The sequence below is a fragment of the Aeromonas simiae genome (genome assembly GCF_000820125.1).
In the GTDB taxonomy this organism is placed as follows: Bacteria; Pseudomonadota; Gammaproteobacteria; order Enterobacterales; family Aeromonadaceae; genus Aeromonas; species Aeromonas simiae.
The window spans coordinates 45,671-66,372 of the sequence record NZ_CDBY01000032.1 but is presented as its reverse complement, the minus strand read 5'-3'; the positions used below and the strand labels follow the sequence as shown (position 1 = coordinate 66,372).

Sequence of the window (20,702 nt, the reverse complement as noted above, 5' to 3'; positions counted from 1 at the left end):
CAATTCCGCCACCTTCGCACATTGTGTCGTCGTTTTATTCACATGCCTCGACCTGGCATGGCAGTCATGGTGCGAAGAGAGGGACTTGAACCCTCACGTCCGGGGGACACTAACACCTGAAGCTAGCGCGTCTACCAATTCCGCCACCTTCGCATCGCTGCGGAGGGGCATTCTATAGAGTTTTGCTTTGCCGTCAACAGCAAAGAGGCGACTTTATGCGAACGCGGGGCAAGTTTTGCCTCAATGGTTCAAAACTTGCCCGATCCATGATTAGGACGGTTCGGCCAGCGCGGTGCGATACATGGACTCGTACTCTTTGACCGATGTTTCCCAGCAGAAACGGGTCTGCATGGCATTGCGTTGCACACGGGCAAAGTCCTCGGGTTCTTGCAGGAAAAACAGCAAACTGCGGCGCATCGCATCAAGCAGGGCTCCCGAGTTGGGCTCGACAAAGCTGAAACCGGTGGCCCGCTGTGGGTCTTTATCGAGATCGACCACGGTATCCTTGAGGCCACCGACCGCCCGCACCAGTGGCAGCGTGCCGTAGGCCAGGCTGTACATCTGGTTCAGGCCGCATGGCTCGAACAGGGAGGGCATCAGGAAGAAGTCGGCGCCCGCCTCGACCAGGTGGGCCAAGCGGTTATCGTAGGTGTTGAGAAACACCAGTCGCTGCGGATAGCGGGCCGCCAGCTGAGTCAGCTGTTGGGCCAGCAGGGGATCGCCGGTGCCCACGACCACGACTTGAACTCGGTGGTGCAGAAATTTCTCGAGTGCGGGCAGCAGTAGGGGAACCCCTTTCTGCTCGGTGAGGCGGCAGACCATGCCATAGATGGCGACCGGCTCTTCCGGCAGTCCCAGCTCCTGTTGCAGCTGACGGCGGCACACCGCCTTACCGGCGAGGTCATCGACGCTGTAGGTGGCGGGCAGATAGTGATCATTGGCCGGATCCCAGTCGCGGTAGTCGCAGCCGTTGAGAATGCCGCACAGATCGGCCTGCCGGGTCTGGAAGACCTGGGCCATGCCGTGGGCTCCTAGGTGGGTCAGCAACTCCTGGGCGTAGTTGGGGCTGACCGCATTGATCTTGTCGGCAAAGGCGACACCGCACTTGAGGAAGTTGATGGTGGAGAGATCCAGCAACCCGAGGCGGTGGATCTGCTCGAGCACCTCGGGGACCGCCCACAACTGCTGCCGGTCAAAAATCCCCTGAAAGGCCGCATTGTGGATGCTGAGTACGCTGCGGGTGCCGGCAAAGGTCGGGCTGGCCGCATAACGGGTGCGCAGCAGCATGGGGACGAGCCCCGTATGCCAGTCATTGCAGTGCACGATATCGGGCCGAAAATGGGTCACCTCGCAGGCATGCAGGGCCGCGGCGCAGAAGAAGGCGAAGCGGGCACCGTTATCGTCGTAGGCGTGATTGTTCTCGGCATAGAGCTGCTCGCGCTCAAAATAGCGTGGGCAGTCGATAAGATAGAGCGTGAGCCCTTCACTTTGTAGGCTGAAAATGTTGTAGGGCAAGGGCTCGCTGGCCGCGGCGGGCAGCTGGGAGGAGGCGATCAGTGTCGCTTTCTCCCTGTGCTTCATGGTCTTGTAATAGGGCATGACCACAATCACCTCATGCCCGCGTTCAGCAAGACTCAATGGCAGGGCCCGCGCGACGTCGGCCAGCCCTCCCGTCTTGGCAAACCCTTCCACTTCCGATGCAACAAACAGGATCTTCAGGGGGTCAGTAACCAACTCTTGCTCCTTTGGGGACCACGACAATACCGCCCTCGGAGACGGTAAAACGTTCTCTGTCATGTTCCAGATTCTCCCCGATCACGGTGCCGGGTGCAATTTCGACATTCCGGTCTATGATCGCGCGCCGAATGGTGCACCCCTCACCGATCTTCACATCACCGATCAGCACCGATTCACTGATGTGGCTGCAAGGCCCCACATTGCAATGAAAGCCGAGCACGCTGCGCTGGATATTGCTGCCCTGGATCAGGCTTCCTCCTGCGATGAGCGCGTTGGCAATCTTGACCTTGCAGTGCTCGGTGTCGATGAAGGTGGCTGGCGGCAGCGGCGGGTAATAGGTGTGCAGCGGCCATTTGCGGTTGTAGAGCGAGAAGGGGGGCTCATCGGCCACCAGATCCATGTGTGCCTGCCAATAGGCATCCAGGGTACCCACGTCGCGCCAATAGACGTTGGAGGACTCGCCGGGAATGATGTTGGTGCTGTAGTCGTAGACATAGACGGGGGCGCGGGGGAACAGGGCCGGAATGATGTCCTTGCCAAAGTCATGGCTGGAGTGATCGTTGGCGGCATCCACCTTGAGTTCGCGGTAGAGGGTCTGGGTCTCGAAGATGTAGTTGCCCATCGAGACCAGTGCCCACTCCGGCTCACCGGGAATGGGCTTGGGGTGCTTGGGTTTTTCTTCAAAGCCCACCATGCGCCCTTCGGTGTCGACCTCGATGACGCCGAAGGCGCAGGCCTCGTGGATCGGCATGCGGATGGCGGCGACCGTCATGGCGGCCTGCTTCTGCTTGTGGAAGGCCACCATCTGGCTCACGTCCATCTTGTAGATGTGATCGGAGCCAAAGATGGCGACATGGTCGGGATCGGACATCTCGATGAAGCGCAGGTTCTGATAGATGGCGTCGGCGGTGCCGTCATACCAGCGTTTGCCCATGCGCATCTGGGCTGGGATCGGATCGATGAAGCGATCCGTGATGCCGGCGATATTCCAGCCCTTCTTCATGTGCAGATAGAGGGACTGGGATTTGAACTGGGTCAGCACATAGATGCGCAGGAAGTCGGCATTGACGAAGTTGTTGAGTACGAAGTCGATGAGCCGGTAACTGCCACCGAACGGAACAGAGGGTTTGCTGCGGGTGGTGGTCAGCGGCTGCAAGCGAGTTCCTTCGCCGCCAGCCAATACCATGGCGAGTAGTCCGGCCATATCTATTCACTCCATTTAAGTTTTCATTTCGTTGAAAAGGGTTTCATTGGAAGTGCAAAAATTACCCCTCTCGGGGCAATTTAGGATGGTCTGGACTGTAACTGTACTGACCTGAACTGAACCAAAATCAATCAGTGATTGTGTTGTCATTATTGTCGGCGGCAGCGGTATACCCGAAATTTACGATCATCGGCGACTGTCTCCACCCGTCCAAAACCACGTTCCAGTATAGGTTGATAACGCAAGAAGGCGTTGGCCACAATCGTCAGATCTCCCCCCTTGACGAGGTGGCCGGGGGCTGATTCGAGAAATTGCTCGGTGGCGGCGTAGAAGGTGTTGAGCCCCGCATGGAAGGGAGGGTTGGAGATAATGTGAGCAAATGGGCCGCTGATATCGGAGTAGACGTCGGAAGGATAGACCTCCCCTTTCACCCCATTGGCCGCCAGGGTCAGCCGGCTGGACTCGAGGGCCAGCGCGTTAATGTCGACCAGCTCCATATTCACGTTTGGATGGCGTTTGGCGATGGCGGCGCTGAGTACACCGGCGCCACAGCCAAAGTCCAGGGTGCGTCCGGCAAGCGATGGCAGATGATCGAGCAGTAACCGCGAACCCTGATCGAGTTCGGCGGCGCTGAACACACCAGGAAGTGCATGAACATGCAACAGCTCCCCACCCAGTTCGTATTGGTAGTGACCGACCCACTGCTGGAGCGTAAAGGGGGGCACGTCGCGTTCCAACGCCCCGTGATAGAGCGAGGCGCGCCGCGCCGAATCGCGTTTGAGCGGCTTGTCGCCATAGGGGGCGAGCAGCTTGTCGGCCCCGTTGATCCCGCCGCGATTGTCGCCGGCCAGCAGCAGATCGGCGTTTGGAAGCAGCTTAGGCGCACACATGGCCAGCAGGTACTGCGCCTCCTGCTTGGCCTTGGGCAGCAGCAGCAGCAGGGCGTCATGCTGCGCATCACTTTCCAGACAGTGGCCAAATTGCAGGTGCTCGCCGAGCGTGGCGCTGTACTGGCGGTAATAGGCGTAATCGGTGGTAAAGACGGTGAGCTGCTCAACATGCGCCAGCAATAGCTGTGGCAGGCTATCTTCCAGCAGGCCGCAGACCAGCAGGCGTTTTCCGGCAAACAGTTCCAGGTTACGCTGCAGCATTTCGCTGACGTTGCTGAGTCTGGACATGGGCTCTCTCCTGAAATCGGTGGGGCACGTATTATACATGTCCCGTCGCTATTGACATTTAGGGCCGCTTCCCAAAAGATGCGATGAGACATTTTTATGCAGGATCGGGTGATGTACGGCAAAGCGCTGAAACGAAAATCTGCCCAGGCACCGAAGAAATTCGGGCCAGCTTTCGTCTGCGCGTAATCCCCGAGTCCCGTTTTTGAATAGACCCCGGTTGCGCCTCAGGTGAACCGGGGTTTTGTTTTGTATTTCAAAATGCAGACAGAGCGAGGAGTCTTCATGTTTCAAGGATCGATTGTTGCCCTGATCACCCCGTTTCGGGACGGCCGGCTGGATGAAGAGGCGTTGCAGCGCCTGGTCGAGTGGCATGTGGAGCAGGGAACCCATGGCATTGTGCCGGTGGGCACCACGGGGGAGAGCCCGACCCTGAGTCATGACGAGCACTGCCGGCTTATCGAACTGGTGGTCAAGCAAGTGGCTGGCCGTATCCCGGTTATTGCCGGTGCCGGCTCGAATAACCCGGTTGAGGCGATCGAGTACACCCGTCACGCCCAGCAGGCGGGGGCCGATGGCACCTTGCATGTGGCGGGTTACTACAACCGGCCGAATCAGGAGGGGCTCTACCACCACTTCAAGGCGGTGCACGATGCCACCGAGCTGCCGATCATCCTCTACAACATTCCGCCGCGCGCCATTGTCGACATCCAGCCGCAGACCATGGCCAGGCTGGCCGAGTTGCCGCGTATCGTCGGTGTGAAGGATGCCACCGGTGATCTCTCCCGCCCCTGGACTGAGCGCCAGCTGATCAAAAAGCCGTTTACCTGGCTTTCCGGTGAGGATGCGACCGCGGTGGCCTACAACATTGGTGGCGGCACCGGTTGTATCTCGGTCACTGCCAACGTGGCCCCCAAGCTGGTGGCCGAAGTGCAGAACCTGACCCTGGCCGGCCGTTGGGACGAAGCGCGTGAGCTGCAAGATCGCCTGATCCCGCTGCATCAGGCCATGTTTGCCGAGCCGAGCCCGGCCGGCGCCAAGTATGCCGCTTCTCTGCTCGGGTTCTGTACCGAAGAGTGCCGCCTGCCGGTGATGCCGCTCTCGGAGGCCACCCGCTCCCGTATCCGTCAGGCCATGCAGGCGCTGGCGTTGATTGACTGATGCAGATAGCACAAGGGCCGCGAAAGCGGCCCTTGTTGCATTACCAGCAGGCGGTCACCCGATGGCAGACAGTTAGTGTCGCAGACGACCAGCGGGACAATCGGGTGGTCGAGGCTTGCGTGACTTACTGTTCGTTGTTTTCGTCGTTGCGGGAGGGGCCGCCGTAAGGGCGTTGGCCCATCGAGACGCGCGGCTTGCGGGCGCGTTGGATGTTCACCTGCGGGCGGCCGGTGTGCATGGCGATGGTCGAAATCTTGGCCTTGTAGACCAGCTGCTGGTTGCCGTGGGCGTCGGTGAGCAGCACGCTGTATTGGTCAAATCCGCTGATGGTGCCTTCCAGCTTGATACCACTGACCAGGAAGATGGCGACCTGACTGCGGTTCTTGCGCAGCCAGTTGAGGGCGGAGTCCTGACCGTTGCCGAGCGAGAAAGCCTGCTCGATAGTGGCGTAGCTGGGGGATTCAGTTGTCATAAGTTATTGTCCCGCGGAAAAATGAGGTGGCGTCTGATTGTGCAAAATGGCCTGTGCCTTGTCAAAGCCATTCTCGGTGGGCTGGTCTGGCGGCCGCAGGACTGCAATAATCCTCTCTCTTGAATTGTGCCTGAATGCAGAGGCTCTCCTTGTCTGTTGATCCATCCGTTTCCCCGACCTCCTATCGGCACGATGCCTGCGCCTGTGGCGAATGTGATCTGCTGATCCCGGCGACCGAGCTGGCCGAGGGGGAGTCGCTTGCGTGTTCACGCTGCGGGCATCTGCAGGCCCGTCATCTGCCTCACTCCCGGGTTCGTCCGCTGGCCTTTGGCCTGGCCACTCTGGTGATGTTTGTGCTGTGCAACAGCTTTACCTTCATGGCGTTTTCCAGCCACGGGCTGGGTCGGGAGATGACCTTCCTGCAAACCATCACGACCCTGGTGGATGCGGGTTATCTGTTTCTGGCCGTGGTGCTGAGTGTCACCCTGATCGGTTTTCCGCTGGTCTACATTGGCTCGGTCATGCTGGTGGTGTGGCGGCTGGACAAGTCACTGCATCCCCACGCCATGCGTTCACTCGGGCGCCTGCTGTGCCGGATCCGCCCCTGGTTGATGGTGGACGTGTTCCTCATCGGGGTACTCATCTCGCTGGTCAAGCTGATGGGGATGGCGGATGTCTCGATGGGGCTCGGTTTCTGGGCCTTCGTCGGCTACTCCATCATGCTGGTGCTGACCATCTCCAGCCTCGATACCCATTGGTTGTGGCAGCAGTTGTTTGGCCACGTCGAGGTGGCCCTGCCCGAGCAAGGTGCAGCGACCGCCCGGGAGGCTGGGTTGGTTGGCTGCCATATCTGTGGAGCGCTCAACCAGGAGGGGGACGCTCGGTGCCAGCGCTGCGGCGATCGCCTGCACAGTCGCAAGCCGGGCGGGTTGCAGCGCACCCTGGCGCTGCTCATCACCTCCGCCATTCTCTATATTCCGGCCAATATATACCCCATCATGGACACCGTGTTTCTCGGCGATGACAGCCCTTCGACCATTCTCGGCGGGGTGGTGCTGTTGTGGGCGCTCGGCTCCTATCCGATCGCGGCGGTGATCTTCATCGCCAGCGTCATGGTGCCGCTGGCTAAGCTGATCGCCCTGTTCTGGCTGTGCTGGCAGGTGGGGGCCGGCAAGGCCCACTCACCGTTGGCCAAGCTCAAACTCTATCGTCTTACCGAATTTGTCGGGCGCTGGTCGATGATCGATGTGTTTGTGGTGGCCATCCTGGCCGGCCTCATCCGCCTCGACAATCTGATGACCATCTATCCGGGACCGGCCGCCGTCTCCTTCGCTGGTGTGGTGATCATCACCATGGTGGCGGCGATGACGTTCGATCCGCGTCTGATCTGGGATCTGCAAGAAGGAGAACAAACACTTGAGTGAACGCAAGTTGCGCTGGAAAGCCGGCTCCGATTTCATGAGCTCGGCCGCCGCCATCTGGATGGTGCCACTGGCGGCGCTGCTGATCGGGGGCTGGATGCTGTTGCAGCACTGGTATCAGCAGGGGCCCCTGGTCACCCTGACCGTGGAGCGGGCCGAAGGCATCGTAGCGGGTAAGACGCCGATCCGCTCGCGCGAGGTAGATGTGGGGCGGGTGGAGAGCGTTGAGTTGAGCGAGGACTTCAGCCACGCCATCCTGCTGGCCCGGATCAACAAGCAGGCCGCCGATATGCTGCGCGAAGACAGCCTGTTCTGGGTCGTCAAGCCGCGGGTGGGGCGTGAGGGGATCTCGGGCCTCGGCACCCTGCTCTCTGGCTCCTACATCGAGCTCTCGCCGGGCAAGAAGGGGCGCGCCCAGGATCACTACCAGATCCAGGAGACGCCGCCGCTTTCCTCGCTCGGTCAGAAGGGGTTGCACCTGACGCTGACCAGCCGCGAGACCCGAGCGCTCGGGGTAGGCTCCCCCATCCAGTATCAGGGCTTTGGCATCGGTCAGGTGGAGAAGGTCAACTTCCTGCCGGAGAAGGCCATGATGGAGTATCAGATCTTCGTCAAAGCACCCTATGACACCCTGGTGAGCAGTAACAGCCGTTTCTGGATGACCCCAGGCTTCGAGGTTTCCCTCAGCAGCGACGGGATGAAGGTGAAGATGGACTCGTTAGAAACGCTACTTGATGGGGGCATCACCATGGGGCTGCCCGATGGCTGGAGTGTCGGTGATCCGGTGGCGGACAGCAGCAGCTTCACCCTATTCAAGGATCAGGCCAGCGTGCTGGAGGGGAACCTCGATCAGTACATCAACTATGTGTTCCTGTTTGAAGACAGCCTGGCCGGTCTGCATCCGGGCTCGGCGGTGGAGTATCGCGGCATCCGGGTGGGCACCGTTATTTCGGCTCCCTATATTCTGGACGACAAGATCTACAGCACCTTCAATCAGCGCTCCATTCCCGTGCTGGCCCGTATCGAGGTGCAGCGGTTGAGTCAGCGTTACGCCGACGCCGATCACGACAAGTGGAAGAGCTTCTTTGAAGAGCAGTTCAAGCAGGGGCTGCGTGCCAGCCTGAAAACCTCCAACCTGTTGACCGGTGGCAAGATCATCGATCTCAACTTCTATAGCGAGGTGCCGAGCTACGTGGCCCAGACCATCAAGAAAACGCCGGTCTTCCCGAGCGTCAGCGCCGGGTTGGATCAGATAGAGCGCAAGGTGAACAAGATCCTCGACAAGTTTGCCGACATGGATATCGAGACCACCCTGACCCAGGTCAATCAGACCCTGGCCACCCTGGAGAAGACACTCAGTAGCGTGCGGGCGGTGAGCAACAATCTGGACAAGCTGACCGGCGAGCCCCAGACCCAGCAGATCCCGGCCTCGCTCAACCAGAGTTTGCAGCAGTTGCAGCAGACGTTGCAGGGCTATGACGGCGACTCGCGCACCCACCGTGAATTGCAAAAGTCGATTCAGAGTTTGAACCAGATGATGCGCGAGCTACAGCCGCTGGTGCGTTCACTCAACGAACAGCCGAGCGCACTGATCTTCGATCGCAACTATCGTCCTGACCCCGAGCCCAAGCGAGGTGCCCAATGATCCGTCGCCCCTTCATCCTGTTACTGGCCCTTGGGCTGATGGCCTGTGGTAGCACGCCGCCGGCCATCCACTACTACAGCCTGACCCAGGGGGCCGGCACGACCGCCAGTGGTGGCGTGCCGCAGCATGAATTGCGGTTTGCCCCGCTGGTGCTCTCCGATCAGATTGACAGCATCAATCTGGTCTATGAGCTGCAAGGGCAGGAGTTGCAGTTTGCCGAGCGTCATCGCTGGGCGGGCACCCTGGATAACCAGCTCGAACAGTTCAGCCTAGAGGGGCTCAGTGCCCGCCTGCCGGGCTGGGTGGTGCGTGAAGAGGGGGGCGAGGGGAACCGCCTCGCCATCCGGATCCAGCAGTTTGGCGGCCGCTTTGATGGCAAGGCGGTGGTGAGTGGGCGCTGGCGTCTGACCGCGCCCGATGGCAAGGTGCTGCTGGATCGCCCTTTCCGTGAGGAACGAGCTCTGCCTGCCGATGGTTACAACGCCCTGGTGGGTGAGCTTTCGCTCGGCTGGGGTAAGGTGCTGGATGGGATCGCCCATGAGGTGGCCCGCCACTGACGCTAAGGGTGTGCATGAAAAAGCCGGGCGAAAGCCCGGCTTTTTTGTCGTCAATGGATTACTGCTGGGCTTCTGCCACCCCTTGCACGTGTACCTCGACCCGGCGATCCGGGGCCAGGCAGACGATCAGCTCCTTACGGTTGCGGCTGGTGCAGCTCTCCCCCGTGACCGGCGAGGCCTTGCCCCGTCCTTCGACGGCGACCTTGTCGGCCGGCAGCCCCTTGCTGACCAGATAGCTGGCCACGCTCTGGGCCCGCTTCTCGGACAGGCTCTGGTTGTAGGCATCGGCGCCGAGACGGTCGGTATAACCGATCACGGTGGCGGTACCATCTTTCGGCCGTTCCGCCTTGAGCTGTTCATACAGCGAATCGAGGGCGGTATACCCTTCTGGCTTGAGGGTGTGCTTGTTAAAGTCAAACAGCACGTCGGCGCTCAGGGTGAACTGCTTGTCGACCACCTGGGGAGCCGGCGCAGGTGCTGGCAGGGGGGCCGCGACCACAGGGGCGGCTTGCCCGAAACGATAGAGAATACCGAGCGAGAGCAGGCCATTGTCGAACTGTACATGAGTATCATCGTCGTGATCCTTACCAAGCGGCGTGGTGTACTGATACTCGAGGCGGGCGGCCCAGTCGCGGTCGATGGCGTACTCGGCCCCCAGCGCCGCGACGAAGGCCCCACCGTTGTAGTGCTGGTGGATATCGCGGTTGGCGGTCCAGGCATAGGCGCCACCCAGGCGGGTGTAGAGATCCCAGCTCGGGCTGACCGGCAGGCCGAGCTTCATGGTGAGCTGTGCCAGTTGGGAGCGAACGCGATAGTCATCGCTCACGTTATCGAGCTGGTACTTGAACTGGCCGAGCCAGTCATAGCCCAGCTCGAAGCCGACGTTCTGGTTCAGTTGATAACCGACAAAGGCGCCGGCCCCGAAGTCATCGTTCTTCTCGTCGGTGACGCTGAAGTTGTCCTTCACCGTGTTGGCGTAATCGACGCCGTAGAAGTTGGACCAGCCGGCTTTGGCGCCGGCATACCAGGTGTTGTCTTGACCGGCGGCCTGTACCGAGGCGGCGCAGATACCCGACAACAGGATTGCCACTACTGTCTTTTTCATAGGTTGCCTCTGCATTGCATCTGGTTGCTGTCTGCGCCGGGTGAGGGCGCATGCCCACGACCATTTTCGGGGGGCCGAAAAAGTGTAGTCGCAATTTTCCTCGGTCGCGGCTTCCACTGGGCCCTGCGGATAAAAAAGAGGCGCCTTTGGCGCCCCTTTGATGCATGCATATCGGTGACTCAACCTGCTCGCAACCGGGTCATCTTGAAGCTGCGTTCCGCTTGGCTGACCTTGTAGAGATAGCGGCGCGACTCGGCTGAGGGGTGCTGCTCGGTCAGCACTTGATAGACCTGCTGCGGCGAGAGCTGGTTGATGATACTCGGCGCGGCGTTGCGATCGCTGGCAAAGGTGCGCAGCACGCTGCCGGCTCCACCGTTGTAGGCGGAGATCACCGAGTAGCGGCGCGATACCGGATCCTGAATGTCGGCCAGGTAGACGCTCTGCAACAGGTGCAGATAGGCGGTACCGATGTCGATGTTGTAGGCCGGGTTGAAGAGATCCTCGCGGGTCGGCTGACCATACTTGCCCTTGACGCGCACATAGACATCGCGGCCGGCGGTGGCCGGGATCACCTGCATCAGGCCATAGGCGTTGGAGCTGCTCACCGCGTAGGGGTTGAAGCTGCTCTCGGTCTTGATCACCGCATAGATGAGGCTCTCGGGGACGCCGTATTTGCTCGATGCCTGACGGATCAGGTTGGCGTACTTGTAGCCGCGTCGATCGACGTGGTTGGCCACCATGGGGATGTCGACGTAGTAGATGGAGCGGATCCCCAGGGTGCGCTTTTTCAGCGCGGTGTTGAGCAGGTGATCGGCATAGCGCTCGGCCCGCCACTTGAAGCGGATCGGCTGGCGTTGGTTGTCGAGCACCTGACCATAGAGGAAGGGATCGCTGCCCGGGATTATCTCGCGATCCGAGTAGAGATCGACCTCGGCCGGATCGTCCGGGGTGAGCAGGGTCTCGATGATGGCGCGGCGCAGGTGCTGGCGCGGCTCCAGCGTCGAGACGGTCTCTATCTGCACCAGACCGCCGTTGAAGTCGATGTGGGCGCGGCTCTGATATTGATCCGTGTACTTGACGTAGTCGAACTTGCCGGCGAACAGGGCCTCGCGGCCCCAGATCTCGTTCACGTTGTGGGCCAGGGCGCTGATCATGTGCTCGAAGCCGCGCACATCTTTGCCGTTGACCAGATCGTCATCGTCGGCCGGTTTCTTCGGGGCGGAGGAGCAGGCTCCCAGCAGCATTGCCGCCGCCAGCAGCCAGAAGAGGCGAATCATGATGGGCCGTTACTCACTGGCTGGGCGGTGTGTAACCGTCGATCTGGACGTCAGCGCCCTCGAACAGGTAGTTCACCATCTCCTTTTCCAACAGCTGGCGGTGTTCGAGGTTCATCATGTTGAGCTTCTTCTCATTGATCAGCATCACCTGCTTCTTCTGCCAGTCGGCCCAGGCTTCTTTGCTGATGTTGTCGAAGATGCGCTTGCCGAGCTCACCCGGATAGAGCTGGAAATCGAGGCCGGGGGCCTCTTTCTTCAGGCGCTGGCAGAAAATGATACGACTCATACGGACCTCTGTGTGGCTAGTTCAGGGTAGGCGAGCAGACGCTGGGTTGCGGCCGCCAGTCCCACCTCGTCGGGGTGGCGTAAGTTATACCAGAGAGCGCTATCCCCTTCCATGATGCCGACGGGGGGGAGTGTGGCGAGTGTCAGCATAAAAGGGCGGATATCGAGATGAAAGTGGCTGAACGTGTGACGAAAGCCATCCAGCTCACGCAGTTGCTGCGGGGCCAGCCCGAGCTCGCTCACCCGCTCCTCAAGCTGGCGCTGATTGTCAAACTGGGGAAAGCAGTAGAGGCCGCCCCAGATCCCCTGGGGTGGGCGCTGCTCGAGCCAGACCCTGTCGCCATGGCGCAGCAGCAGGAAGAAGCCGGTGCGCTCCGGGGTGGCCTTCTTCGGCTTGCCCTGGGGGTAGCGGGTGGGATTTCCCTCCATGCGCCCCTGGCAGTCTGCCTGCACCGGGCAGAGTTCGCACTTTGGCTTGCTGCGGGTGCAGAGGGTGGCGCCGATGTCCATCATGGCCTGGTTGTACTGCTGCACTCCTTGGGAAGGGGTGAGGCGGATGGCCACCTCCCACAGGGCGTTTTCCACCGCTTTCTGGCCGGGCCAACCTGCTAGGGCCAGCCAGCGGGTGAGTACCCGCTTCACATTGCCGTCGAGGATGGCGTGGGGTTGGCCGAGGGAGAAAGAGAGAATCGCGCCGGCGGTGGAGCGTCCGATGCCGGGCAGCGCCATTACCTGCTCGATGTGCTCGGGGAAGAGGCCGTCGTGCTGGTCGCGGATCTGCTGCGCCGCTTTGTGCAGGTTGCGGGCGCGGGCGTAGTAGCCAAGGCCGGTCCAGTGGTGCAGCACCTCGTCGAGCGGGGCATCGGCCAGGGCCAGCACGTCAGGAAAGCGGGCCATGAAGCGCTCGTAATAGGGAATAACCGTGGTCACCTGGGTCTGTTGCAGCATGATCTCTGACACCCAGACCCGGTAGGGGGTCTTGTTCTGCTGCCAGGGGAGGGTCTTACGACCCGAGTGTTCGTACCACTCCAGCACACGGCTGGCGAAGGTCGCTTGATTCACAAAACCGTCCATCTTGTCGGGGTGATAAAGGAGTGGGGGCCCGCTCGGGCCCCCAGATGGTTAACCGTTCCAGTCCTGCAAGGCCTTGAGGCTGGCCCGCTGACCACCTATGTCGAGGATAAGCCGCTCCTGCTCGATGGCGACTATGGTGACGCCGGGGGCGATCTGGCTCCCCTGATGCAGCTCGCGGCCATTGATGATGACGCTGCGCTTGGCAGGGTTGGAGGAGTAGACGTGCGAGCCGTAGCTCAGGCGCGGCACCTGTTGCAGCTGCGCCATGGGCAGGGCGGCCAGCGGTGGTGTGCCGTCTAGCTGCGGGGCGCTGCGAGGGGTTGGCTCCCCCTGCGGCGTATTGCCCACCGCCTGGGCGAAGCGCCGTGCCAGCTCGGGTGAGACGCCACTCAGATCAAAGCCAGGCAGAGAAGGGGCTTGGGCCGTCGCCGCCGGGCGCTGGCGCGGCTCCGGCTTGGGCAGGGGCGGTGGCAGCGGCTCGGTCTCCATCTCGCGGGGCTCGACCCGCACGAAGGGCGGCGTCACCTTGTGGGTTACCTCCACCTTCTTCTCGATCGGCTTGTTGTTGAACCAGTGCCAGCCGTAGTTGGCACCGGCGCCGAGCAGCGGGGCCAGGAGTGCCAGCAGAGGCCAGATCCAGCGTGGCGTGGTCGGCTCGGGGCGGCTGGACAGCCCCATGGCCGGGATGAAGGGCGCTTGGGCCGGGGCCTCGGCACGGCGCAGTGCGTTGAGCAGGGTCGACATCAGGAGGCCTCCTCGAGTGTGGGCATCGGCTCACCGGCGATGATGTTGAGGCGCAGCAGGGTGTTGGCACCGGCAATGCCGTCGGCAGAGAGGCCGGCGCGCTTTTGGAACTGTTCCACCTTGCGCTTGAGCTCGGCGTCGAAACGGCTCACCTTGCGCGGGGCCTGCTTGAGGGCCTTGCTGACGGCGTTCTCGAGCCACTGTGCCTGGGGCTGGCCGGCTCCGTTACCGATGACGGCACTGCCCTTAGGCAGGCGCCACAGCAGGGTGTACTCCCCATCCCAGTGTTGGTTGAGCCAGTCGCGCTCCACGTTCCAGCTCTGTTCGCCGATGAGCAGGTAAGCCTGCTCGGCGCCGAGGCTGACCAGGGTGGCGTAGTAGCGGCTTCCCTTCTCCCCCTTGAGGGTGATCTGAGCCGGGTGTTGCATCTTGGCAACCTCATCGAGCGAGGCGCTGCCACTTAGGCAGCGCAGCCCGGCCCGCTCGGCCTCGCTGCAACTGGCCTCTTCCGGCTCGGGCTCAAAGCCCCAGACCCGATAGAGATTTTGTAGTGCCTGCGACGGGTCGTAGGCCTGGCCGATGGCTTCACTCAGTTGCTCTTGCTGCTCCGGGGTTTCATCGACCGTGACCGGCACCTCGACCTTGACCACGGGGCGCACCGGCAACACGCCGAAGTGCTGCCAGCCGAACCAGCCGGCGGCCACCAGCAGGGCGCCGGCGGCGGTCACGGCCAGGCCGCCGAGCCAGCTACCGTCATCGCGCTGGCCGGTCACCTCGAACGAGGCTTGGCTGATATCACGGCCACTGACCCTGTGCTCCCCTCTGGCGTAGGCCGCCAGCATGGCGCGATCGCAGATGAGGTTGATGAGGCGCGGAATACCGCCGCTCAGGCGGTGCAGTACCGTCACGGCCTTGGCGCTGAAGATAGGTTGCACACAGCCGGCGATCTGCAGGCGGAAACGCACATAGGCGTCGACGTCGCTGCGGGTCAGCGGCAGCAGGTGGTAGCGGGCCGTGATGCGTTGGGCGAGCTGGCGCAGCAGGGGCTGGCGCAGCATCTGCTGCAATTCGGGCTGGCCGATGAGCACCACCTGCAACAGCTTTTTCTCGTCGGTTTCGAGGTTGGTGAGCAGCCGCAACTGTTCGAGCACATCCGGCATCAGGTGCTGCGCCTCGTCGATCAACACCACGCTGCGCTTGCCGTTGGCCAGATTGGCCAGTAGATGGTCACGGATGAGATCGAACAGCACCTTGAGGCCGGCATCCGGCGCATAAGAGAGGTGGTACTCGTCGCAGATGGCGGCCAGCAGATCCCGCTCAGTCAGCGAGGGGTTGAGGATGTAGGCGATCTCGGTGCCTTGCGGCAACTGTTGCAGCAGGCAGCGTGAGACCGTGGTCTTGCCGGTGCCCACCTCGCCGGTTAGCAGCACAAAGCCACCGCCATCTTGCAGGCCGTAGACCAGATGGGCGAGTGCCTCTCCATGGCGTTCGCTCATATAGAGGTACTTGGGATTGGGCGAGATGGAGAACGGTGCCTCCACCAGGCCGAAGAAGTGGGTGTACATAGGGGATCATTCCGTTGTGTTGGCCGGCAGGTTAAAACGCGCGCCTCGGGATGTCAAAGACCCGGGTCACGCTGGCCGTAGAATCGGTATAATCGCACCATCAAGCGAGAAGGAGAGTGATTTGCAAGTCTATCTGGTGGGGGGGGCGGTCCGCGACCGTTTGCTCGGTCTGCCCGGCGGGGATCGGGATCATGTGGTGGTCGGGGCCACGGTGCAGCAGATGCTGGATCTGGGCTACCAGCAGGTGGGCCGCGATTTTCCGGTATTTCTGCATCCCAAGACCCAGGAGGAGTATGCCCTGGCCCGCACCGAGCGCAAGCAGGGCCACGGCTACACCGGCTTTGTCTGCCATGCGGCGCCCGACGTGACCTTGCAGCAAGATCTGCTGCGGCGCGATCTTACCGTCAACGCCATCGCCGAGGATGAGCATGGCCAGCTGCACGACCCCTATGGTGGTCAGGCCGATCTCGAGGCCAGGGTGCTGCGCCACGTCTCGCCGGCGTTTTGTGAAGATCCGCTGCGGGTGCTGCGGGTGGCGCGTTTTGCTGCCCGCTTCCATGCCCAGGGTTTCACCATCGCCCCTGAGACGCAGGCCTTGATGCGGCAGATGACGGCGGCCGGTGAGCTGGCCCACCTGACCCCGGAGCGGGTGTGGAAGGAGATGGAGAAGACGCTGCTTGGCCCCAGCCCGCGAGTCTTCTTCGAGGTGCTGCACGAGTGCGGCGCCCTCAAGGTGCTGCTGCCCGAGGTCGATGCCCTCTATGGGGTGCCGGCGCCGGCCAAGTGGCACCCGGAGGTCGACACTGGCTTGCACACCATGCTGGTGCTCGATCAGGCCTGCCTTCTCTCGCCGGCGCTTACGGTGCGCTTTGCCGCGCTCTGCCACGATCTTGGCAAGGGGCTGACGCCGCCTGCCTTTTGGCCGAGCCATCACGGTCATGGTCAGAAGGGATTGCCGCTGATCCGCACCTTGTGCGAGCGATTGCGGGTGCCCAACGATTGCCGCGATCTGGCGCTGCTGGTGAGCGATCTGCACACCCACATCCACATCGCCTTCGAGCTCAAGCCATCGACCCTGCTCAAGGTGTTCGATAAGGCCGATGCCTGGCGCCGGCCGGAGCGTTTTGCCGAGTTGCTCGATGCCTGCCGCGCCGATTTTTACGGGCGCACCGGCTTTGAGGAGAAGGTCTACAGCCAGCCTGATTACGTGGCCGAGGCGCTGGCGGCCGCGGCGGCGGTGCCGGTCAAGGCGATCGTCGATGCCGGTTTCAAGGGGGAGGCGATCCGCGAGCAGTTGGCCAAGCGCCGGGTGGATGCCATCAGCCGGGTGCGCGACGAGTGGACCTACGATCTGCCGTGACGCGCCGCTGAAGATAAAAAAGCCCGGGCACTGCCCGGGCTTTTTGCTGCGTGAAGCTTAAGAGAAGAAGAAGCGCAGTACGTAGAAGATGATGATGGCGAGGATGGCGCCTGCCGGCAGGGTGATGATCCAGGAGACCACGATGTTGCGCAGCACGCCGAGGTTCAGTGCCGCGATGCCGCGGGCCAGACCGACCCCCATCACCGCGCCCACCAGGGTCTGGGTGGTGGAGATGGGCAGGCCGGTGCCGGAGGCGATCACCACGGTGGCGGCGGTCGCCAGTTGGGCTGCGAAGCCGCGGCTCGGGGTGAGGTGGGTGATGCCGGTGCCGACGGTGGCCATCACCTTCTCGCCCATGGTGGCCAGACCGATGACGATGCCGATGCCGCCGAGCGGCAGGATCCACCATGCGATGTGGGAGCTGCCGCCAATCTCGCCGCCGGCCGCCACGATGGACGCCACGGCGGAGAGCGGGCCGATGGCGTTGGCCACGTCGTTGGAGCCGTGGGCAAAGGCCATGGCGCAGGCGGTGATGATCATCAGGATGCCGAACACCTTCTCGACGTTGGCATAGTGCATCTTGCTGTCATCCTGCGGGTTGTAGCGTTGGCCGCGGATATAGAGCCAGCCGGCGATCGCCACCAGTACCGAGATGAGCACCGAGAGCATGGCCCCTTCCCCATCGGTCAGGTGCAGGCCGACGTGGGTCAGCCCCTTCTTGATGGTCACCAGGCAGATCACCAGGGAGGTGAGGAACATGTAGAAGGGGACGTAGCGCTTGGCGTTGCTGAGCGGATCTTCGGTGTTGAAGATGAGCTTCTGCACGCTGATGAACATGAAATAGGCGATGATACCGGAGAGGGCCGGTGTCACGACCCAGGAGCCGACGATGCCGCCGAACTTGCTCCACTGCACCGATTCCGGCCCGATGCTGACCACGCCGAAGCCGACGATGGCGCCGACGATGGAGTGGGTGGTGGAGACCGGCCAGCCGAAGTAGGAGGCGACGATGAGCCAAGCACCGGCGGCCAGCAGGGAGGAGATCATGCCGAGCACCAGCAGATCTGGTGTATCGACGAAGGCACCGGGATCGATGATGCCGTTGCGGATGGTGGCGGTGACCTCGCCCCCGGCCAGATAGGCGCCGGCGAATTCGAAGATCATGGCGATGATGATGGCCTGACGGATGGTCAGTGACTTGGTCCCGACCGAGGTGCCCATGGCGTTGGCCACATCATTGGCACCGATACCCCAGGCCATCAGGAAGCCGAACACGGCCGCGATGAGCACCAGGGTGGTGCCATAGTTCGCAATAATATCCATTCGTGTCTACCAGTCAGTGGATTAAGAACGAGCCAGCATGAGTTCGAGGCGGGCGCCGACGCGCTCGGCCTGATCTGCCAGATCTCCTACCCATTCAAGGATCTTGTACAGGAACATGACATCGATCGGGTTGTACTGCTGCTCCACGGATTGGAGCTTCTGACGCAGACCGATCTGCATGGTGTCCGTATCGTCCTCGATCAAATCCAGCTGATGGATCATTTCGGCAACCAGTTCGACTTCACGTCCCTTGAAGCCAGTTTCGAGCAGTTCATCGAGTTCATCGATGGCCTTCTCGGCCTGGGCGGTCGCATCGATACAGCGTTTGAGATAGGCCATGAAGTCGGCCCGCATCTCGGGGGGGAATTCCATGTTACGGCCAAGCATGCGGCCGGAAATGTCCTTGGCGCGGTTGGCGATCTTGTCCTGCTGGGTCAATAGCTCCAGCAGGTCGGTACGCGCGACCGGCATGAACAGACCCCGCGGCAGCTTGAGGCGGATCTCGCGCTTGAGCACGTCGGCTTCTTTCTCGAGTTGGGAGATGCGGGCGCGGATTTGTGCGGCCTCTTCCCACTTGCCCTCGGCGACGGCATCGAAGAAGGGGACGAGCTGTTCGCAGCAGGTGTGTACCTTGGCGATATGCTTCTGCAGCGGCTTGATGGGGGACTTGGCAAAGAGCCCCAGGATAGTATTTACTGGCATAGCCAAACCTGTGTCGGTGAAAAAACACGCGATACGTTATTGTGAGGGGCGCATGGTAACCGAACTATTGTTCCAATAAAACCGTGAATTCCCCGCCATCGCGTACTGGCCATTATATGCTCACCGCTTCATCCCCGCCTCTCTCCTCCCGGAATGCGTCATGACCCAAGAAATTGAAATTAAATTCTGTTTAAACCCGGATTTTCATGCTGATATCGCTGGTTTTATTGAAGAAATCTGTGCTAAAGAGCAAAAAATCAATAATTTGGGTAACAGTTATTTTGATACCCCCGATCTGGCATTGCGTCGGCTCGACATGGGGTTGCGGATCCGTCGCTGGGGTGATCAGGCAGAGCAGACCATCAAGTGTCGCGGGCAGGGGGTCGGCGGGCTGCACAGCCGTCCGGAATATAATGCGCCGGTGAGTGGCGACAGGCCGGATCTGGCTCTGTTCCCCGCCACCATCTGGCCACAAGGGTGTGATGTCGCGGCCTTGCAGCAGGCCTTGAGCCCGCTGTTTCGCACCGATTTTGCGCGCACCACATGGCAGGTGGTGTATCAGGGGGCCGAGATCGAGCTGGCCCATGACCGTGGCGAGATAGAGGGGCGGCTCGGGCGTGAGTCAATCGATGAGCTGGAGCTGGAGCTGAAATCCGGCCCGGCTGTCGCCCTGTTCGAGCTGGCGGCGCGGCTGTTGGCGCTCGGGGGGCTGCGTCCCGGCCATCAATCCAAGGCGCAGCGCGGTTATCTGCTGGCCGGTCAGGGCACGCCATGGGCATTGCGTGGCACCCCGTTGCCAGGCGATCTGGCCGGTCTGGTCGATGATCTGCAACATCATGAAGCCTGCCTGCTGGCGCAGGTCGACGGCGCCGCGCCGCGCATCACGGCGGCGGCCCGTGCCTTGCTGGCGCAGGCGCAAGGGCAGGCTTGGCAAGCGCCACTGCGGCGCTGGCTGGCCGCCTGGGAGGCTTCACCTGATGCCGCGCGCCTGTACCAGCCCGACTACGGCGCCTTCCTGCTGGCCATCTCGCGCCAGTTACACGGCGCTTAAGCGCAGAGCCTGGTGACAAAAAAGCCCCTCGTCGAGGGGCTTTTTGCTGCAGGCATCAATACGCATCAATAGCGGGGGGGCATCCCCTCCGGCACCGTCTTGAAGCGGCGGTGCAGCCACATGTACTGTTCGGGGGCGTGGCGTACCGCGGCTTCGACCACCTGGTTGCTGCGGGTGGCATCGGCCACGTCATCCCCGGTCGGGTAGTCTTCCAGCGGGGCGCCGATGTGCAGCACATAGCCGTGCTCGTCGCGGATGTTGTAGCAGGGCAGGGTGACGGTGTTCTTCACCCGCGCCAGGGTCGCCGTTCCGGTGATGGTGGCGGCCTGCTCGACCCCGAAGAAGGGGACGAAGACGCTAGCGTGGCGACCGTAGTCGTGATCCGGGGCGTACCAGAGGGCGTCACCGTTACGCAGCGCCTTGATCATCCCCTTCACGTCGGTGCGATCGACCAAGTATTTATTGGACTTGCAGCGGCCATGGTATTGGGCGTACTCGAGCACCGGGTTGGTGTTAGGGCGATAGACGCCGACCCCGGGGCGCACCAGTCCAAAGCAGCGGGCGTTGAGTTCCAGCGTCAGAAAATGGCAGGAGAGCAGCAGCATGCCCTGACCCTGCTCGACGGCGGCGTGCACATGCTCCTCCCCTTCGATGCGCATCAGGGCGCGCATCCGCCAGTCGGGCCAGAACCAGGCCATGCCCACCTCGAAGATGGCGCAGCCGACGCTCTCGAAGTTGCGTACCAGCAGCTGTTCCCGCTCGGTGGAGGAGAGCTCGGGGAAGGCCAGCTCGAGGGAGCGGCGGGCGATGCGTTCCCGGGATTTCAGCAGGCGCATGGCGAGGC

19 protein-coding genes and 1 tRNA gene are annotated in these 20,702 nt (G+C 61.9%); 6 read left to right on the top strand and 14 right to left on the bottom strand.

Annotated features, from left to right (window positions below; genetic code table 11):
• Positions 1 to 67 precede the first annotated feature (67 nt).
• From BN1134_RS04870 to rsmC, 4 genes are all read right to left on the bottom strand, one after another.
• Positions 68 to 153: transfer RNA gene (locus tag BN1134_RS04870), tRNA-Leu, on the bottom strand.
• 117 nt (positions 154 to 270) lie between these two features.
• The gene (glgA, locus tag BN1134_RS04865; RefSeq protein ID WP_042045577.1) at positions 271 to 1,734 is read right to left on the bottom strand and encodes a glycogen synthase GlgA; all 1,464 of its coding nucleotides are present in this window, start codon (positions 1,732 to 1,734) and stop codon (positions 271 to 273) included.
• On the bottom strand, positions 1,724 to 2,941 hold the full coding sequence (gene glgC, locus BN1134_RS04860; protein ID WP_042045575.1) for a glucose-1-phosphate adenylyltransferase: 1,218 nt from the start codon (positions 2,939 to 2,941) through the stop codon (positions 1,724 to 1,726). The genes glgA and glgC overlap by 11 nt, the downstream gene beginning before the upstream one ends.
• 149 nt (positions 2,942 to 3,090) lie before the next feature.
• Positions 3,091 to 4,119, bottom strand: coding sequence for a 16S rRNA (guanine(1207)-N(2))-methyltransferase RsmC (gene rsmC / locus BN1134_RS04855; RefSeq protein WP_042045573.1), 1,029 nt, complete (start codon positions 4,117 to 4,119; stop codon positions 3,091 to 3,093).
• 282 nt (positions 4,120 to 4,401) lie between these two features.
• On the opposite strand from rsmC, the gene dapA reads away from it, so the two are divergent.
• Complete coding sequence (dapA, locus tag BN1134_RS04850; RefSeq protein WP_042045571.1) at positions 4,402 to 5,277, top strand: 4-hydroxy-tetrahydrodipicolinate synthase; 876 nt, start codon at positions 4,402 to 4,404, stop codon at positions 5,275 to 5,277.
• Positions 5,278 to 5,401: 124 nt separating this feature from the next.
• Here dapA and hfq read toward each other — a convergent pair whose 3' ends face one another.
• Positions 5,402 to 5,749 carry an RNA chaperone Hfq gene (hfq, locus tag BN1134_RS04845; RefSeq protein WP_042045569.1) on the bottom strand — a complete coding sequence of 116 codons (348 nt, stop codon included), beginning with the start codon at positions 5,747 to 5,749 and terminating at the stop codon, positions 5,402 to 5,404.
• A 149-nt stretch (positions 5,750 to 5,898) separates the two neighbouring features.
• Here hfq and BN1134_RS04840 point away from each other — a divergent pair, with 149 nt between their 5' ends.
• From BN1134_RS04840 to BN1134_RS04830, 3 genes are read left to right on the top strand one after another with little or no spacing between them, the layout of a single operon-like run.
• Positions 5,899 to 7,173, top strand: a complete 1,275-nt coding sequence (locus BN1134_RS04840; RefSeq protein WP_232300591.1) for a paraquat-inducible protein A — start codon at positions 5,899 to 5,901, stop codon at positions 7,171 to 7,173.
• A complete protein-coding gene (pqiB, locus tag BN1134_RS04835; protein WP_042045566.1) occupies positions 7,166 to 8,815 on the top strand; it encodes an intermembrane transport protein PqiB in 1,650 nt (549 codons plus the stop codon). The genes BN1134_RS04840 and pqiB overlap by 8 nt, the downstream gene beginning before the upstream one ends.
• Positions 8,812 to 9,372: a PqiC family protein gene (locus BN1134_RS04830; RefSeq protein ID WP_042045564.1), complete on the top strand. Its 561-nt coding sequence runs from the start codon at positions 8,812 to 8,814 to the stop codon at positions 9,370 to 9,372. Before pqiB ends, BN1134_RS04830 begins: the two co-directional genes overlap by 4 nt.
• Positions 9,373 to 9,430: 58 nt before the next feature.
• Here the strand turns inward: BN1134_RS04830 and ompA are convergent, their stop codons facing one another.
• The 6 genes from ompA to BN1134_RS04800 form a co-directional block, all read right to left on the bottom strand.
• Positions 9,431 to 10,477 (bottom strand): porin OmpA, encoded by a 1,047-nt coding sequence (gene ompA / locus BN1134_RS04825; protein ID WP_042045563.1) that lies wholly within the window; start codon positions 10,475 to 10,477, stop codon positions 9,431 to 9,433.
• Positions 10,478 to 10,656: 179 nt separating this feature from the next.
• Positions 10,657 to 11,754 (bottom strand): membrane-bound lytic murein transglycosylase MltC, encoded by a 1,098-nt coding sequence (gene mltC, locus BN1134_RS04820; protein WP_042045559.1) that lies wholly within the window; start codon positions 11,752 to 11,754, stop codon positions 10,657 to 10,659.
• Between the two features lie 13 nt (positions 11,755 to 11,767).
• Positions 11,768 to 12,040: an oxidative damage protection protein gene (locus tag BN1134_RS04815; RefSeq protein WP_042045557.1), complete on the bottom strand. Its 273-nt coding sequence runs from the start codon at positions 12,038 to 12,040 to the stop codon at positions 11,768 to 11,770.
• A complete protein-coding gene (gene mutY, locus BN1134_RS04810; RefSeq protein ID WP_042045556.1) occupies positions 12,037 to 13,113 on the bottom strand; it encodes an A/G-specific adenine glycosylase in 1,077 nt (358 codons plus the stop codon). The genes BN1134_RS04815 and mutY overlap by 4 nt, the downstream gene beginning before the upstream one ends.
• Before the next feature lie 48 nt (positions 13,114 to 13,161).
• Complete coding sequence (gene gspB, locus BN1134_RS04805) at positions 13,162 to 13,857, bottom strand: type II secretion system assembly factor GspB (RefSeq protein ID WP_042045555.1); 696 nt, start codon at positions 13,855 to 13,857, stop codon at positions 13,162 to 13,164.
• Positions 13,857 to 15,422: an ExeA family protein gene (locus BN1134_RS04800; protein WP_042045553.1), complete on the bottom strand. Its 1,566-nt coding sequence runs from the start codon at positions 15,420 to 15,422 to the stop codon at positions 13,857 to 13,859. Before BN1134_RS04800 ends, gspB begins: the two co-directional genes overlap by 1 nt.
• A gap of 121 nt (positions 15,423 to 15,543) precedes the next feature.
• Between BN1134_RS04800 and BN1134_RS04795 the strand changes: the two genes are divergently transcribed.
• Positions 15,544 to 16,782, top strand: a complete 1,239-nt coding sequence (locus BN1134_RS04795) for a multifunctional CCA addition/repair protein (protein ID WP_042045552.1) — start codon at positions 15,544 to 15,546, stop codon at positions 16,780 to 16,782.
• A 57-nt stretch (positions 16,783 to 16,839) separates the two neighbouring features.
• Here the strand turns inward: BN1134_RS04795 and BN1134_RS04790 are convergent, their stop codons facing one another.
• Both BN1134_RS04790 and BN1134_RS04785 read right to left on the bottom strand, forming a co-directional pair.
• Positions 16,840 to 18,105, bottom strand: coding sequence for an inorganic phosphate transporter (locus BN1134_RS04790; protein ID WP_042045551.1), 1,266 nt, complete (start codon positions 18,103 to 18,105; stop codon positions 16,840 to 16,842).
• 21 nt (positions 18,106 to 18,126) lie between these two features.
• Positions 18,127 to 18,807: a TIGR00153 family protein gene (locus BN1134_RS04785; protein WP_042045548.1), complete on the bottom strand. Its 681-nt coding sequence runs from the start codon at positions 18,805 to 18,807 to the stop codon at positions 18,127 to 18,129.
• A 160-nt stretch (positions 18,808 to 18,967) separates the two neighbouring features.
• Between BN1134_RS04785 and BN1134_RS18840 the strand changes: the two genes are divergently transcribed.
• Positions 18,968 to 19,858: a CYTH domain-containing protein gene (locus BN1134_RS18840; protein ID WP_084214711.1), complete on the top strand. Its 891-nt coding sequence runs from the start codon at positions 18,968 to 18,970 to the stop codon at positions 19,856 to 19,858.
• Between the two features lie 65 nt (positions 19,859 to 19,923).
• Here the strand turns inward: BN1134_RS18840 and lpxL are convergent.
• Positions 19,924 to 20,702: LpxL/LpxP family Kdo(2)-lipid IV(A) lauroyl/palmitoleoyl acyltransferase (gene lpxL, locus BN1134_RS04775; RefSeq protein WP_084214710.1), on the bottom strand; the 779-nt coding region annotated here is incomplete at its 5' end.

What these genes read in the sequence shown, in the direction of transcription:
- BN1134_RS04800 (WP_042045553.1), bottom strand. Translation starts at nt 15,422, where the DNA reads ATGTACACCCACTTCTTCGGCCTGGTGGAGGCACCGTTCTCCATCTCG.
- BN1134_RS04785 (WP_042045548.1), bottom strand. Translation starts at nt 18,807, where the DNA reads ATGCCAGTAAATACTATCCTGGGGCTCTTTGCCAAGTCCCCCATCAAG.
- BN1134_RS04790 (WP_042045551.1), bottom strand. Translation starts at nt 18,105, where the DNA reads ATGGATATTATTGCGAACTATGGCACCACCCTGGTGCTCATCGCGGCC.
- BN1134_RS18840 (WP_084214711.1), top strand. Translation starts at nt 18,968, where the DNA reads ATGACCCAAGAAATTGAAATTAAATTCTGTTTAAACCCGGATTTTCAT.
- hfq (WP_042045569.1), bottom strand. Translation starts at nt 5,749, where the DNA reads ATGACAACTGAATCCCCCAGCTACGCCACTATCGAGCAGGCTTTCTCG.
- ompA (WP_042045563.1), bottom strand. Translation starts at nt 10,477, where the DNA reads ATGAAAAAGACAGTAGTGGCAATCCTGTTGTCGGGTATCTGCGCCGCC.
- mltC (WP_042045559.1), bottom strand. Translation starts at nt 11,754, where the DNA reads ATGATTCGCCTCTTCTGGCTGCTGGCGGCGGCAATGCTGCTGGGAGCC.
- dapA (WP_042045571.1), top strand. Translation starts at nt 4,402, where the DNA reads ATGTTTCAAGGATCGATTGTTGCCCTGATCACCCCGTTTCGGGACGGC.
- BN1134_RS04815 (WP_042045557.1), bottom strand. Translation starts at nt 12,040, where the DNA reads ATGAGTCGTATCATTTTCTGCCAGCGCCTGAAGAAAGAGGCCCCCGGC.
- BN1134_RS04830 (WP_042045564.1), top strand. Translation starts at nt 8,812, where the DNA reads ATGATCCGTCGCCCCTTCATCCTGTTACTGGCCCTTGGGCTGATGGCC.
- gspB (WP_042045555.1), bottom strand. Translation starts at nt 13,857, where the DNA reads ATGTCGACCCTGCTCAACGCACTGCGCCGTGCCGAGGCCCCGGCCCAA.
- rsmC (WP_042045573.1), bottom strand. Translation starts at nt 4,119, where the DNA reads ATGTCCAGACTCAGCAACGTCAGCGAAATGCTGCAGCGTAACCTGGAA.
- glgC (WP_042045575.1), bottom strand. Translation starts at nt 2,941, where the DNA reads ATGGCCGGACTACTCGCCATGGTATTGGCTGGCGGCGAAGGAACTCGC.
- mutY (WP_042045556.1), bottom strand. Translation starts at nt 13,113, where the DNA reads ATGGACGGTTTTGTGAATCAAGCGACCTTCGCCAGCCGTGTGCTGGAG.